This window comes from Actinoplanes oryzae, from assembly GCF_030757795.1.
In the GTDB taxonomy this organism is placed as follows: Bacteria; Actinomycetota; Actinomycetes; order Mycobacteriales; family Micromonosporaceae; genus Actinoplanes.
In genome coordinates this window covers 18,212-32,492 of the sequence record NZ_JAUQWH010000041.1, presented here as the reverse complement: position 1 = coordinate 32,492, position 14,281 = coordinate 18,212, and the positions used below count along the sequence as shown (strand labels likewise).

Annotated in this window: 13 protein-coding genes and 1 pseudogene; 7 read left to right on the top strand and 7 right to left on the bottom strand. The window is 70.9% G+C overall.

The annotated features are described in order from the left end of the window. Positions 1–18: 18 nt before the first annotated feature. A complete protein-coding gene (locus tag RBH18_RS16130) occupies positions 19–456 on the bottom strand; it encodes a DUF1707 SHOCT-like domain-containing protein (protein ID WP_306208476.1) in 438 nt (145 codons plus the stop codon). Between the two features lie 200 nt (positions 457–656). Between RBH18_RS16130 and RBH18_RS16125 the strand changes: the two genes are divergently transcribed. The 5 genes from RBH18_RS16125 to RBH18_RS16105 all read left to right on the top strand — a co-directional run bounded on the left by RBH18_RS16125 (position 657) and on the right by RBH18_RS16105 (position 7,274). Further along, positions 657–1,853, top strand: coding sequence for a sensor histidine kinase (locus tag RBH18_RS16125; protein ID WP_306208474.1), 1,197 nt, complete (start codon positions 657–659; stop codon positions 1,851–1,853). Beyond that, a complete protein-coding gene (locus RBH18_RS16120; protein WP_306208472.1) occupies positions 1,850–2,536 on the top strand; it encodes a response regulator transcription factor in 687 nt (228 codons plus the stop codon). Before RBH18_RS16125 ends, RBH18_RS16120 begins: the two co-directional genes overlap by 4 nt. A gap of 189 nt (positions 2,537–2,725) precedes the next feature. Beyond that, positions 2,726–5,323, top strand: coding sequence for an MGH1-like glycoside hydrolase domain-containing protein (locus RBH18_RS16115; protein WP_306208470.1), 2,598 nt, complete (start codon positions 2,726–2,728; stop codon positions 5,321–5,323). A gap of 317 nt (positions 5,324–5,640) precedes the next feature. Beyond that, positions 5,641–5,910, top strand: coding sequence for a hypothetical protein (locus RBH18_RS16110; protein WP_306208468.1), 270 nt, complete (start codon positions 5,641–5,643; stop codon positions 5,908–5,910). After that, complete coding sequence (locus tag RBH18_RS16105) at positions 5,901–7,274, top strand: FAD-dependent oxidoreductase (protein ID WP_306208466.1); 1,374 nt, start codon at positions 5,901–5,903, stop codon at positions 7,272–7,274. Before RBH18_RS16110 ends, RBH18_RS16105 begins: the two co-directional genes overlap by 10 nt. 131 nt (positions 7,275–7,405) lie before the next feature. On the opposite strand, the pseudogene RBH18_RS16100 reads toward RBH18_RS16105, so the two are convergent. Further along, positions 7,406–8,194 (bottom strand): annotated as a pseudogene (locus RBH18_RS16100) (helix-turn-helix domain-containing protein); the annotation flags it as partial. A gap of 201 nt (positions 8,195–8,395) precedes the next feature. Here RBH18_RS16100 and RBH18_RS16095 point away from each other — a divergent pair. Then, positions 8,396–8,743: a nuclear transport factor 2 family protein gene (locus tag RBH18_RS16095; protein ID WP_306208464.1), complete on the top strand. Its 348-nt coding sequence runs from the start codon at positions 8,396–8,398 to the stop codon at positions 8,741–8,743. A 90-nt stretch (positions 8,744–8,833) separates the two neighbouring features. Here the strand turns inward: RBH18_RS16095 and RBH18_RS16090 are convergent, their stop codons facing one another. Next, positions 8,834–9,226, bottom strand: coding sequence for a DoxX family protein (locus RBH18_RS16090; protein ID WP_306208462.1), 393 nt, complete (start codon positions 9,224–9,226; stop codon positions 8,834–8,836). Between the two features lie 195 nt (positions 9,227–9,421). On the opposite strand from RBH18_RS16090, the gene RBH18_RS16085 reads away from it, so the two are divergent. Next, positions 9,422–9,829 (top strand): hypothetical protein, encoded by a 408-nt coding sequence (locus tag RBH18_RS16085; RefSeq protein WP_306208460.1) that lies wholly within the window; start codon positions 9,422–9,424, stop codon positions 9,827–9,829. 21 nt (positions 9,830–9,850) lie between these two features. On the opposite strand, the gene RBH18_RS16080 is transcribed toward RBH18_RS16085, so the two are convergent. Genes RBH18_RS16080 through RBH18_RS16065 form a run of 4 tightly spaced genes read right to left on the bottom strand, consistent with a single transcriptional unit; the run spans position 9,851 to position 14,152 of the window. Further along, complete coding sequence (locus RBH18_RS16080; RefSeq protein ID WP_306208458.1) at positions 9,851–11,044, bottom strand: ABC transporter ATP-binding protein; 1,194 nt, start codon at positions 11,042–11,044, stop codon at positions 9,851–9,853. 6 nt (positions 11,045–11,050) lie between these two features. Further along, positions 11,051–11,869, bottom strand: a complete 819-nt coding sequence (locus RBH18_RS16075; protein ID WP_306208456.1) for a carbohydrate ABC transporter permease — start codon at positions 11,867–11,869, stop codon at positions 11,051–11,053. A 46-nt stretch (positions 11,870–11,915) separates the two neighbouring features. Continuing rightward, on the bottom strand, positions 11,916–12,896 hold the full coding sequence (locus RBH18_RS16070) for a carbohydrate ABC transporter permease (RefSeq protein ID WP_306208454.1): 981 nt from the start codon (positions 12,894–12,896) through the stop codon (positions 11,916–11,918). After that, positions 12,893–14,152, bottom strand: a complete 1,260-nt coding sequence (locus tag RBH18_RS16065) for an ABC transporter substrate-binding protein (protein ID WP_306208452.1) — start codon at positions 14,150–14,152, stop codon at positions 12,893–12,895. Before RBH18_RS16065 ends, RBH18_RS16070 begins: the two co-directional genes overlap by 4 nt. Positions 14,153–14,281 lie beyond the last annotated feature (129 nt).

Genomic DNA, 14,281 nt, shown 5'->3' with positions numbered 1-14,281 from the left:
CCAAGGGAGTTACGAAAGTCACTTTCCGAACGAATGGCGGTGGGCGTGCCACTCGGGGTGCGTGGCGTACCCCCAGCGGCGCATGAGCCCCAGGACCATGAAGGTCAGCGGGATCGCCGGCCAGAAGAAGTGCGCACCGGACACGAACCACACTCCGGTGAGGACCACGGCGACGAAGGCCACGAAGAACGTTGCCCCACGCAGCTCACGGCGGGTGGCGGCGCGCGCCTGCGGGGTGCGGGCCAGGGCGTCGCGGCCCCCGTTCGGGAGGTCGGCGGTCAGCGGGGCGAGCTCGTCGCGGAACTTGGCGGCGTACACGGCGCCCAGGCGCTCCTCCCCCTCCTCCAGGGTGAGGCGCCCCTCGGACATCGCCGCCCGCAGGATGGTCGCGGCCTGCTCGCGTTCGGTGTCGGAGGTTCGCATCCGGGCCGGGCCGGTCGGGCTTGTCGCGGTCATCACTGACTCCTTCTTCGGGAACGACTGCACCCCAGCCTGCGCCGGTCGGTCCCGCCCGGCGTCGGCTCCAGGAACCATCCGGTACGTCGACCCGGGGCGCACGTGGCACCACCGGCGTACTCCCCCGGTCGTACGCCGGGGCCGTCCGGCGTCTCCCGTGGTCCGACGCCCGGCCGGAGGGGGTGCCGTAGCGTCGGGGCATGAGCGTCCACTCGTGGCAGCCGCCCGAGGGCCGGCGCCAGCAGCACCGGGAGCCTCCCGTGGGCTTCGCGGCCGTCATGGCGCTGGGCTTCCACGGGATCGGCAACATGCGGGACGCGCTCGCGCACGACGCCCCGCTGAGCCTGCTCGCCGCGGCGCTGCTGGTGATCGGCCCGATCGCGCTCGTCCTGCGGCGGCGGGCGCCGCTCGTGGTGCTGGCCGTCGCCGTGGCGGCGAGCATCGGCTACGCGGTCACCGCCGAGCCGAGCTGGACGTTCGCCGTCGCGCCGACGATCGCCCTCTTCCACGCGGCCCGGCTCGGGCGCGGCCGGCAGGCACTTCCGGTCGCGGCGGCGGGCTGGGGCGCGTACGTCCTCGTCACCTGGACCTTCGCCGCCCGGCTGGGCGTGCCCGCCGAGGCCCGGATCGGCGTGCGCGAAGCGGTGCTGACCGCGGCCGCCGTGGTGCTCGCGCTGATGTTCGGGAGCGGCTCGCGCAGCCGGGCGGCCTATCAGGCGGAACAGGCCAAGGTGCAGGCCGAGCAGAAGCGCGCCCGGCAGGAGCAGGAGCGCCGGCAGGCCTCGGACGAACGGCTGCGCATCGCCCGCGAGCTGCACGACGTGCTGGGGCACCACCTGTCGCTGATCAATGTGCAGGCGGGGGTCGGGCTGCATCTGATGGACAGCCGCCCCGAGCAGGCCCGCGAGGCGCTCAGTGCGATCAAGACGGCCAGCTCGGAGGCGCTGCGCGAGGTGCGTTCCGTGCTCGGGGCGCTGCGGCCCGAGGAGGAGGCGGCGCCCCGGCAGCCGGCGCTGGGGCTCGACCGGCTGGAGGAGCTGACCGCGGGCACCGGGCTCACGGTGACCACGACGGTGACGGGCCCGCGGCGGGAGCTGCCCGCCGAGGTGGACCGGGCGGCGTACCGGATCGTGCAGGAGGCCCTGACGAACGTCCGGCGGCACGCGGGCGCGGCCGCGACGACCGTCACGATCGACTACCGGCCGGGGGCGCTGGGGCTGGCGATCCGCAACGAAAGGCCCGCGGGCGGCGGGGACGACGAGGCCGGGGAGGGCAGCGGGATCGCGGGGATGCAGGCGCGGGCCGAGACGCTGGGCGGCAAGCTCACGGCGGGCCCGGTGGACGACGGGGGCTATCTGGTGGAGGCCGTGCTGCCGACCGACGGGGAGAAGTCGTGATCAAGGTGCTGCTCGCCGACGACCAGGTGCTGGTGCGGGCCGGGTTCCGGGCGCTGCTCGGGGCGGAGCCCGGCCTCGAGGTGGTCGGGGAGGCGGGCGACGGGCTCGAGGCGGTGCGGGTCGCGCTCGCCACGCGGCCGGACGTCGTCCTCATGGACATCCGGATGCCCGGCGTCGACGGGCTGGAGGCCACGCGGCGCATCGCGGCGGAGCCGGCGCTGTCCGGGACGCGGGTGGTGATCCTCACGACCTTCGAGCTGGACGAGTACGTGTTCGAGGCGTTGCGTACGGGCGCCTCGGGCTTCCTGGTCAAGGACACCGAACCGGTCGACCTGATCCGGGCCGTGCGCGCGGTCGCCGCCGGGGACGCCCTGCTGTCACCGAGCGTGACCCGGCGGGTGATCGGCGAGTTCGCGGGGCCGGGCGGGCGCGGGCGGACGGCGGCACCCCCGGAGGAGGCCGAGCGGCGGCTCGCCCCGCTGACCGAGCGCGAGCGCGAGGTGCTGGTCCTGGTCGGCGAGGGCCTGACGAACGACGAGATCGCCACCCGCCTGGTGATCAGCCCCGCGACCGCGAAGACGCACGTGAGCCGCACGATGCTCAAGGCGGGCGCGCGAGACCGGGCGCAGCTGGTCGTGCTCGCGTACGAGGCCGGCCTGATCCGCCCGGGCTGGCTCAGCTGAGGCCTGACGGGAACCGGCACTACCACCGGCGGCACCGTTACGGGTGTCACCGTCAAGCGCTGACCCCGCCGGGTCAAGCCCGGCGTTTTTCCCGCTCGACGCACTCCGTGGGCATGAAGTGGATCAGTGCCCGACCAATTCCGTTAAGGTTCGTAACACGGTCGGGCACTGGTTTGAAGGAGCGGCGGGGTGGCGGAGCGCGAGCGCCTGGCGCAGGCGGACTCGGGCGAGCAGCCGTGGCGTGCCTGGGGTCCCTATCTGGCCGAGCGGGCCTGGGGCACCGTGCGCGAGGACTACAGCGAGCACGGGACGGCGTGGGACTACTTTCCGCACGACCACGCGCGCTCCCGGGCGTACAGGTGGAACGACGACGGCATGGCCGGCCTCTGCGACGACCGGCAGACCTTCTGCTTCGCCCTGGCCCTGTGGAACGAGCGCGACCCGATCCTCAAGGAGCGCATGTTCGGCCTCGGCGGCGACGGCGGCAACCACGGCGAGGACGTCAAGGAGTACTGGTGGTACCAGGACTCCACGCCCACGCACAGCTGGATGAGCTGGCGCTATCACTACCCCCAGGCCCCTTTCCCGTACGACGAACTGGTCGCGGTCAACGGCCGGCGCTCGCGCGACGAGCCCGAGTTCGAGCTGGCCGACACCGGCGTGTTCGACGACGACCGCTTCTGGGTGGTGACCGTCGACTACGCGAAGGCCGGCCCGCGCGACATGTGCATGGTCGTCACGGTCGCCAATCGCGGTCCCGACGAGGCGACATTGCACGTGTTGCCGACGCTCTGGTTTCGGAACACTTGGTCGTGGGGCCTGCCGGGGCGGCAGGTGCCGAAGCTCACCGGAACGCCGGGCCGCATCGTCGGCGAGCACCGCAGTCTCGAGGGTCTTTCGCTGCAGGGCGAGGGCTCTCCGCCGGCATTGATGTGCGACAACGAGACGAACTCGCAGCGGCTGTGGGGGTTGCCGGGGACGAGCCTGTTCCCCAAGGACGGGATCAATGACCACCTGATCGCCGGGGCGCCGACCGTCAATCCTGCCGGCGTCGGAACCAAGGGCGCGTTGCACTATTCGCTCACTCTGGGACCCGGCGAGAGCCACTCGATCCGGTTACGGCTCAGCGACGCTTCGGACATTCCCGATTTTTCAGACTTCGACGATGTAGTGCGCGCTCGCCGAGCCGAGGCCGACGCGTATTTCGCGGACCTGATCCCGGCCGCAGCGTCCGACGAGGAAGCCGCCGTCGCCCGCCAAGGGATCGCGGGACTGATGTGGGGCAAGCAGTTCTACCACTTCGACGTCAAGCAGTGGCTGCACGGCGACCCCGGCTCCGCTCCCCCGCCGCCGGGCCGCCGCTACGGGCGCAACAACGCCTGGTGGCACATGGCCAGCTTCGACGTCATCTCCATGCCGGACCCCTGGGAATACCCCTGGTACGCCGCCTGGGACCTGGCGTTCCACTGTGTCTCCATCGCCCGCGTCGACCCCGGGTTCGCCAAGTCGCAGCTGCTGCTGTTGCTCCGCGAGTGGTACATGCACCCCAACGGCCAGATCCCCGCGTACGAGTGGGCCTTCGGCGACGTCAATCCGCCCGTCCACGCGTGGGCCGCGCTGCGGGTCTTCGAGATCGACGGCGGGCGCGACCACGACTTCCTCGCCCGCGTCATGCACAAGCTGCTGCTCAACTTCACGTGGTGGGTCAACCGCAAGGACGTCGGCGGCAACAACGTCTTCGAGGGCGGCTTCCTCGGCCTCGACAACGTCGGCCCCTTCGACCGCTCGGCCGCCCTGCCCGTCGCCGGCGTCCTCGAACAGAGCGACGGCACGGGTTGGATGGCCATGTACGCCCTCAACCTCCTCGACATCTCGCTGCGCCTCGCCCTGCACGACCGCACGTACGAGGACATGGCCACCAAGTTCTTCGAGCACTTCGCGTACATCGCCGAGGCCGCCTACCGGCAGGGGCTCTGGGACGACGAGGACTCGTTCTTCTACGACGTCCTGCGCCTGCCCGACGGCCACAAGATGCCGCTCAAGGCCCGGTCGATCGTCGGCCTGCTCCCCCTCGCGGCCACCACCCGCCTCACCGCGGGCACCCTCAACCGCCTGCCCGACCTGGCCGCCCGCGTCCGCTGGATGCTGGCCAACCAGGGCGACTACGGCGACGTGATCAGCGCCCGCCGGCTCTCCCGCACCGGCGGCCAGCAGCGCCTGCTCTCGATGGTGGGTCAGGACCAGCTGCTGCGCATCCTCGCGCGCATGCTCGATCCCGAGGAGTTCCTTTCCCCGTACGGCCTCCGCTCCCTGTCCCGGTCCCACCTCGAGAAGCCCTTCACGGTGTCGCTGGGCGGCCAGGACTTCACGGTCGGCTACGAACCGGCGGAGAGCACGAGCGGCCTCTTCGGCGGCAACTCCAACTGGCGCGGTCCCCTGTGGATGCCCGTCAACTACCTCCTGATCGAGGCCCTGCGCGAATTCGCCGCCTTCTACGGCGACGACCTCATGGTCGAATACCCGACGGGCGCCGCCACCAAGTGCTCCCTGACCGCCGTCGCCGACGACCTCTCCCGCCGCCTGATCGCCCTGTTCGTCCCCGACTCCTGGGGCCGCCGCCCGATCTACGGCAACAACGACCTCTTCCAGAACCACCCCGACTGGAAGGACCTGATCGCCTTCCCCGAGTACTTCCACGGCGACAACGGCGCCGGCCTGGGCGCCTGGCACCAGACCGGCTGGACCGCCCTCGTCGTCGACCTGATCCTCACCCTCCACGACCGCTGACCCGGGCGACCCGTCGTCCGCAGGCCGCACGTACGGGTCGGCGCCGGCCCGGCTCGTCCAGGCTTTTCCGGCAGCGGGCAGCGCTCGTGGCGTCGGGCGATCGGCACGTCGGGAGGGGCGTTGCGGGAACTGGTCGCGGGTAGCTTGCGTGGTATCGCTGTTCACGACCAGCGCGCGATGCTGCCGACGACCAGCCGTGCCGAGGCTGAGCTGCAGCGGCGGTCCAAGCCTGGCACGGTTGCGGGGCCGCGCTGGCGCGGTTTGCCGGGTCGCATGCGAGCTGGGCCGATCCCGCGACCACCGTGGAGGACCATCTGGTGAGCGTGGCCGACAAGGTGTGGAAGGGTCAGCGCGTACCGGAGCTGGAAGATCTCGTGGTCGCGGAGCTGGCGCGAACCGCGGGCCGCGAGCGGTGGGAAGCCTTCCTGCTGCTCGACGACATTCTCGGCGAGCTGGCCGCCGGGGCCGATGCGCGGCTGGCGCTGCAGGCGAGCCGGCCGGTTGTCGGGCACCGGACAGTCCACAGCGGAGGGTCGGGCATACGGTCGGTGGCGGGCCGACGACTGGAGGAGCTCGCATGGGACTGACTCGTAAGCAGATGCTCGCGCTCATGGGGTCGGCCGCGGCCGCTCCGCTGATCGCTTCGCCGGCGTCCGCGTCGGTGACCGGCGTTCCGGTCGTACGACGGGATGTGGTCGTGCTCGGCGGCGGCTCGGCCGGGACCTACATCGCCGTGCGGCTCGGGGATCTGGGACGCAGCGTGGCGCTGGTGGAGGCGGGCGACCGGCTGGGCGGGCACACCGAGACGTGGCACGATCCGCGGACCGGCGGCACGGTCGACATCGGGGTGGTCGTGCTCGAGGACGAGCCGGTGGTGCGGCGGCACTTCGGGCGCTTCGGGGTGGAGTTGGTGCCGGTCGGCGGGCTCGGCGGGGAGACCGCCTATGTCGACTTCCGCACCGGGCGGCGGGTCGGCTACACGCCGCCGGTGCCGGTCGCGCTGGGCGCCTACTACGAGCTCATCAGCCGGTACGGGCCGCTGGACACGCGGATCGACCTGCCGGATCCGGTGCCGGGCGAGCTCGTGGCGCCCTTCCGGGAGTTCGTGGCGAAGCATGACCTGGGGTCGATCGTGCCGCTGCTGTTCGCGTACGGGCAGGGGATCGGGGATCTGCTCGGTCTTCCCGCCCTCTACGCGCTCAACCTGGTCGGGCAGGGGGTCGTGCGGAACACGCTGGCCGGTTCCTATCTGACGACCGCCGCGCACGACAACAGCCTGCTGTACGAGCGCGCCACCGCGCATCTGGGCGACGACGTGTTCCTCGGGGCGCGGGCGGTGCGGGTGACGCGGGAGCGTTCCGGCGTCCGGGTGCTCGTCTCGACGCCGGACGGGCCGCGGCTCATCGTCGCCGGGAAGCTCGTGGTCGCGTACCCGCCGCGGCTGCGGGCCTTCGCGGGGTTCGACCTGGACGCGTACGAGAGGGAGCTGTTCGGGCAGTTCGTGAGTGGTGCCTACTACACCGGCGTGGTACGGCTGGCGGGATTGCCCGACGGCCTGGGGCTGGACAACGTCGCCCCGGAGACGCCCTACCACCTGCCGCCGCTGCCCGGGCTCTACGGCGTGAACCCGAGCGGCATCCCGGGGGTCTACAGCGTCAAGTACGGCAGTGTCGCGCCGCTGTCCGACGCGCGCGTGCGCCGGGCCATCCGGGCCGACCTCGAGCGGGTCGCCGCCTATCCGATCCGCTTCGAGGGCTTCGAGACGTTCGCGGGACACGTGCCGTTCGAGCTGCACGTGTCGCCCGAGGCGATCGCCGCGGGCTTCTACCGGCGGCTCAACGGGTTGCAGGGGCGTAACCACACGTACTGGTCGGGGGCCGCCTTCCACTCGCACAACTCGGCCCGCATCTGGACCGGCGCCGAGGCCCTGCTGCCGTCGATAGCCGCCTAGCCTCTGTCCGCGGCGGACGTCCTTCTGTCCGCGGCAGGCGTCCTTCTGTCCGCGGCAGGCGTCCTTCTGTCCGCGGCAGGCATCTTTCTGTCCGCGGCAGGCGTCTTTCTGTCCGCGGGGAGGGCATCGCCACGGGCGGCGCTGGTCGCCTTGTTCCGCGGGGCGGAGCCGAGCGCCTCGGCGGTGGTCTCGTCGGCGGGAAAGAACGACTCGATCACCAGCTCGGCGACGGTGAGGTCGAGCGGCGTGCCGAAGGTGGCCACCGTGCTGAGCAAGGACAACTCCCCGGCGTACGTGCGGACGCGCAACGGCACCACCAGATCGTCCCCGCCGCCCGGGGCCGCGCCGGCGCCCGGATAGGCGTGCAGCTCCTGCTCCAGGGCTGTCAGCTCGGGGTCCCCGCTCGCGGCGACCTGGCGGTGGAGGCGGTGCAGCAGGTGGGCCCGCCACTCGGCCAGGTTGACGATGTGCGGGGCCAGGCCCTCGGGGTGCAGGCTCATCCGCAGCACATTGGCCGGCGGGGTGAGCAGGGCGGGCGCGACCAGCTCGGTGAGGACGCCGGCCGGGGTGTTGAGGTCGACGACGTTCCAGTGCCGGTCGACGACGACCGCGGGATAGGGCTCGTGGCCGGTCAGGATGCGGCGGACGGCGGACCGGACGGCGGCCAGCGGCGGGGCGTCGAGCGGGGTCTCGGCGTACTCGGGGGCGTGGCCGGCGGCGAGCAGCAGCCGGTTGCGCTCGCGCAGCGGCACGTCGAGGTGGCCGGCCAGGCGCAGCACCATGTCCCGGCTCGGGGTGGAGCGGCCGGTCTCCAGGAAGCTCAGGTGCCGGGTGGAGATGTCCGACCGCAGGGCCAGGTCGAGCTGGCTCAGGCGGCGGCGGGTACGCCACTCGCGCAGCAGGGCGCCGGCATCGCTCATGCCGCGAGCGTGCCGGACCGCCCGGCGCCGTGTCCATTACCTGCCAGGTAATCGCCGACGGCCTTGGACGGCGCCCTGTCCATCGCCTCGCCGGCAACCGCCGGCGCCCCCGACCGGCGTCGTGTCCATTACCTCGCGGGTAATCGACGGTGGCGCCGGGCGGCTGGCAGGGTCGGGCCACCGACGACACGAGGAGACACGATGAACGTTGCGGAGAACTACCTCGCCGTGTGGAACGAGCCAGACGCCGCCGCCCGCGAGAAGCGGCTGCGCGAGGTCTTCGCCGACGGGGCGAAGCTGACGGACCCCCGGGCCGAGGTCGCCGGCCACGCCGAGCTGGCGGCGCTGATCAGCGGGGTCCGTGAGCAGTTCCCCGGCATGGAGTTCCGGCTGGCCGGCCCGGTGGACCAGCACCACGGCATCGCCCGCTTCACCTGGCACGCCGGCCCCGGCGACGACCCCGTCGTGGGTTTCGATGTCGTCAAGCTGGCGCCGGACGGGCGGATCAGCGAGGTGCTGGGCTTCCTCGACCGGGTGCCGCAGGGCTGAGCGGACGCCGCGGGGGCCCACCCGCGCCGCGGGACAAAGCCGGGGGGATCGAGCTCCGGGCCTGTCGAGCGGCTGCGGGTGGTGGGCGGCTCAGTCGCGGGTGGCGGCGCGGGCCCAGGCGACCAGGGCGGGCTGGCCCAGCAGGCGGAGGGCGCGCTTGCGGTCGGTGTCGAGGCCGAAGCCGTCCTTGCGCTCCAGGAACTGGGCGATGTTGCCCGGGAACACGCCGACGAAGAAGGCTGCCACGCCCGTGCCCAGCAGCCGCCGCGCCGGCTGGCGCCACGTCGCGAGCAGGGCGGCGCCCAGGGCCAGCTCCACGAACCCGGACGCGACGACCACCGTGTCCGGGTCGGCGGGGAACCACGCCGGCACCTGCGCCTGGAACTCCTCGCGCTTGGTCGTCAGGTGGCCGGCGCCGGCGGTGAGCAGCGCCGCCCCGAGCGCCACCTGGCCCGCCGCGCGTGCGATCCGCGAAGTCTTCATCCCGCTAACGTCTCCCACCGCGGCGATCTCAACCCACTTCCGTCGCCGGGGACCTTCCGCACCCGGCACGGCGGCGGCCGATCCGTCCGGGTGAAGAACTACCGGATTCGGGCCACGGTGCGGCGGTGCGGCCCGGACGGCGGGCTGGGGCGGGAAGACTTCACGGCAGACGTTGCGCTGCCGAAAGGACGAATTGTGAAGCTCACCCATGCTGCCGTTGCCGCCGCCCTCGTGCTGACCGGGGTCGCCGTGGCGAGTCCCGCCCAGGCGGCCGCCGCCAAGCCCGGCGTCGTCGTGGACTACGCCTACCACAAGGTCCAGGTGAAGCCCGCGACCTTCTACCCGTACAAGGATCTGTATTTCAGCAGCGTGAAGTGGACATCGCTGGGCACGGGCACCGGCTCCGCGACGGCGGTGCAGAACATCAACACGTGCGAGCCGAGCTGTGCCGACGCGAACTACCGGCGGACCGAGGTGAAGCTCTCGTTCAGCACCGTGAAGCTGTCCGACTGCAAGCGGGTCTTCAGCAAGGTCAAGGTGACCGAGGTCAAGTCGAAGAAGGTCCGGACGTACGCCCTGCCGGTGTTCAAGAAGAGCTGCTGAACACCGGCAGGGCCGGGGCCGTCAGCCGGCGGCGACCTCCTCGCGGAGGGTCAGATTGGTGCCGGTGGCCGGGTCGAAGAGGTGGACCTTCTCCAGGTTGAGCCAGACCCGGGCGTCGGCACCCTCCCGTACGCGGGACTCGGCCGAGAGGCGCGTGACCAGCCCGCTCTGCTCGGGCAGGTCCGCGCCGCCCGCGTCGGCGGCCAGGTCGGCCAGGTCGGTGGAGGCCGGGGCGTCGCCGCCGGCCGTGTCGACGTTGAGGTAGACGTACTTGTCGGAGCCCATCGACTCGACCAGGTCGACGGGGGCGGTGAAGGTGAAGCCGTCGTCGCCCTCGACCAGGCGGGCGTCCTCGAAGTGCTCGGGGCGGATGCCGAGGATGAGCTTGCGGGGGGCGTCCGCGGCGGACAGGACGCTGCCGAGGCGGTCGCTGAGCGGCAGGTCGCCCAGCGGCGAGCGGAGCATGCCGGCTTCGAGCGTGACGGGCAGGAAGTTCATCGCCGGGGAGCCGATGAAGCCGGCGACGAAGAGGTTGACCGGGCTGTCGTACAGGGTCTGGGGGTCGCCCACCTGCTGGATGTGGCCCGCGCGCATGACCACGACGCGGTCGCCGAGGGTCATGGCCTCGGTCTGGTCGTGGGTGACGTAGACGGTGGTCGTGCCGAGTTGCTTCTGCAGGCGGCTCACCTGGGTACGCATCTGCACCCGCAACTTGGCGTCCAGGTTGGACAGCGGCTCGTCCATGAGGAACGCCTTGGGGCTGCGCACGATGGCCCGGCCCATGGCGACGCGCTGGCGCTGGCCGCCGGAGAGGTTGGCCGGCTTGCGGTCGAGGTACGACGTGAGTTCGAGCACCCGCGCCGCCTCCTCGACCTTCTGGTTGATCAGCTGCTTGTCCATCTTCGCGAGGCGCAGGGGGAACGCCATGTTCTCCCGGACGGTCATGTTGGGATAGAGCGCGTACGACTGGAAGACCATCGCGATGTCACGGTCCTTGGGCGCCTTGTCATTGACGCGCTGGCCGCCGATGCGCAGTTCGCCGGAGGTGATGTCCTCCAGCCCGGCGATCATGTTGAGGGTCGTGGACTTTCCGCAGCCGGACGGGCCGACCAGGATGATGAACTCGCCGTCGGCGATCTCCAGGTCGATGCCGTGCACGGCCGTCGTGCCGTCCGGGTAGCTCTTGGTGACCTTGTCGAGAACGATGTCTGCCATGGATTCCTAGCCCTTCACAGCACCGGAGGTGAGGCCCGCGACGATGCGCTTCTGGAAGAAGAGCACGAACAGGATGATCGGGACGGTGATGACCACGGCGGCCGCGGAGATCGCGCCGGTCGGGTCCTCGAACTGGGAGGCGCCGGTGAAGAACGACAGCGCCACCGGGACCGTGCGGGACTGCTCGGTCGAGGTCAGGGAGATGGCGAAGAGGAAGTCGTTCCAGCAGAAGATGAAGACGAGGATCGCGGTGGTGAAGACGCCCGGCGCGGCGAGCGGTGCGATCACCTTGCGGAACGCCTCGGCCTGGGTGGCGCCGTCCATCTTGGCCGCCTTCTCGAGGTCCCACGGGATCTGTTTGAAGAAGGCCGACAGCGTGTAGATGGCCAGCGGCAGGGCGAACGTGATGTAGGGCAGGATCAGCCCCGGCCACGTGTCGAAGAGCCCGGTCTGCCGTTCGATGTTGAACAGCGGCGACACGAGCGACACCTGCGGGAACATGGCGATCAGCAGCGAGACGCCGACGAGCAGTCCCTTGCCCGGAAAATCGAGACGACTGATCGCGTACGCGGCCATCGTCCCCAGCACCACGGCGATGACCGTGGAGATGAGCGCGATGCCGATCGAGTTGACGAGCGCGCGCACGAATTGGTCGGTCTGGAAGATCGTCCGGTAGTTGTCGAGCGTCCACTCGCGCGGGATGAAATTGCCGTCGGTCAGCGTGGCGGTCGTCTTGAACGACAGCGACACGATCCAGAGCACGGGGATCAGGGCGAAGACGACCACGATCGCGTCGAGCAGGCCCCACTTGAGTTTCGCGTTCACCGCTTGCTCCCGTCGTCGCTGCCGGGCGCCACCTGGCTGAAGAGCTTCATCGCTTGCTCCCGTCGTCGCTGCCGGGTGCCGCCGTGCCGAAGAGCTTCACGAAGATGAACGCGATGATCGCCACGGTGAGGAAGATGAGCACCGACATCGTCGAGCCGATGCCGAGGTTGAGCCCGCGGATCAGATTGTTGTAGGCGATCATCGAGACCGATGACGTGTTGTTCGCCCCGGCGGTCAGCACGTAGATGTTGTCGAAGACGCGCAGGGCGTCGAGCGTGCGGAAGAGCAGCGCGACCAGAATGGCCGGCTTCACCACCGGCAGCATCACGCGCACGAAACGCTGCCACGCGGACGCGCCGTCCATCGACGCCGCCTTCAGAAGATCATCCGGTACGAGCGCCAGCCCCGCCATCAGCAGCAGCGCCATGAACGGCGTGGTCTTCCAGATCTCCGCCCCGATGATGATGGCCAGGGCGCTCGCGCGTTCGGTGAGCGGGGCGCCCTCGGGCGAGACCAGGTTCGCGAGGTAGCCGGTGCCGGGCGTCCACGCGTACCGCCAGCTGAACGCCGCGACGACCGTCACGATGCCGTACGGGATCAGCGCCGAGGTCCGCACGAGGCCGCGCCCCACCAGGGTGCGATGCATGATCAGCGCGAGGCCCATGCCGAGCACCAGCTCGATCACGACCGACACGACCGTGATGAGCATCGTCACGCCGAAGGCGCTCCACCAGTAGCTGTTGCCGAGCACGGTGGCGTAGTTCTCGAACCACACGAACTCGCGCTCGTCCGGGAACTTGAGGTCGTACCGCTGCAGGGACAGCCAGAACGAGTACAGGATGGGGTACGCGGTGACGGCCACCATCACGATCGCGGCGGGCGCGCAGAGCAGCCAGCCGAGCCGGCGCTCCTGCCGCTTGCCCTCGCTCAGGGGCTTCTTGCGGCGCGTGGCGCGCTCCGGGCGTACCTCCTCGCGGGTCTGCTCGGAAGCCGCCGCGGCGCCGGGCGTGGTCGATCCGATGCTCACGGGAGCACCCCCTTGGAGTCGATGGCGTCCTGGATCGCCTGCTTGAGGCCGCTGGTGTCCTGCGCGGGGTCGATCGACGCCGGCGGGGACAGCCGCTCGGAGACCACAGTGGAGACGTTCTGGTAGGCCGGGGTCAGCGGGCGCGGGACGGCATCCTTCAGCTCGTCGAGGATCGCGTCGCGCATCGGATAGGCCTCGGCCATCTCCGGCTCCGCGTAGACGCTCTCGATGCTCGGCGGCTGGCCCGCGTTGATGGCCAGATACTTCTGGTTCGCCGCGTTGCGCAGGCAGCGCACGGCCTCGAAGGCGAGATCCGGGTGCTTGCTGAACGCGCTGACGGCGAGGTTGGAACCGCCGATGGTGACCTTGCTCGGCGTGTTCGCGTCCAGCGACGGGAAGCGCGCCCAGCCCGTGTCCTGCGCCACCTCGGGCGCGTCGTTCTGCATCGACGGATAGACGAAGGGCCAGTTGAGCTCGAAGGCGCCGTCCCCGTTCTGGAACGCCAGCCGCACGTCGTCCTCGAGCTGGTTGGTGAACGAGGCGCTGGTGACCCCGGCTGTCGCGAAGGCGCGCATGGTCTGCAGCGCCCGCGTGGCGCCGGCGTCCATCACCGCGGTCTTGCCGTCGTCGCTGACCACCCGGCCGCCCGCCGTGGCGACCAGCGTGTTGAAGAGGACGACCAGGCCCTCGTACTGGGCGCCCATGGTCAGCACCTGATAGGGCTTGCCCTGCGCCTTGAGCTGCAGCGCCTGCTGAATCATCTCGTCCCAGGTCTTCGGCGGCGCGGGCACGAGGCTCTTGCGGTACCAGAGCAGCTGCACGTTGGTGTTGTTGGGAGCGGCGAAGAGCTTCCCCTCGTACGTGGCGGAGGCGAGCGGCCCGGCGAGGGTGCCCTGCTCCACCTCGGCCTTGTCCGCCCCGGTGAACTCGCGGATCCAGTCCGCGCTGGCGAACTCCTGGGTCCACGTGACGTCGAGCCCCAGGATGTCCATGCTGTCGTCCTCCGCGGCGAGCCGGCGCACCATCTGCACGCGCTGGTCGTCGGCGGCCCGGGGCAGCACCTGGTAGACGATCTCGTAGCGACCGGCGGCCGCCTGGTTGCAGTTGTCGATGACCGTCTGCATGTTCTCCACCGGGAACTGGTAGAGATTGAGCTTCGGGGGCCCACCGTCGTCCCCCGATCCGCACGCGGCCAGCGGAGCCATCAGCGCGAATGCGGCGAACGCGCACCCGAGCCGGAACGTGGTTCGTGCCATCGACCCTCCCAATAGTGATCTAGGTCACTTCGTCGACGTGACACGGTCCTGCCCGTAGTGGTCACGAAACAAACACGCAACGTGCGATCAATGCGACCGCCGGCTCACCTTTACCGGCCGCGGGCCTGG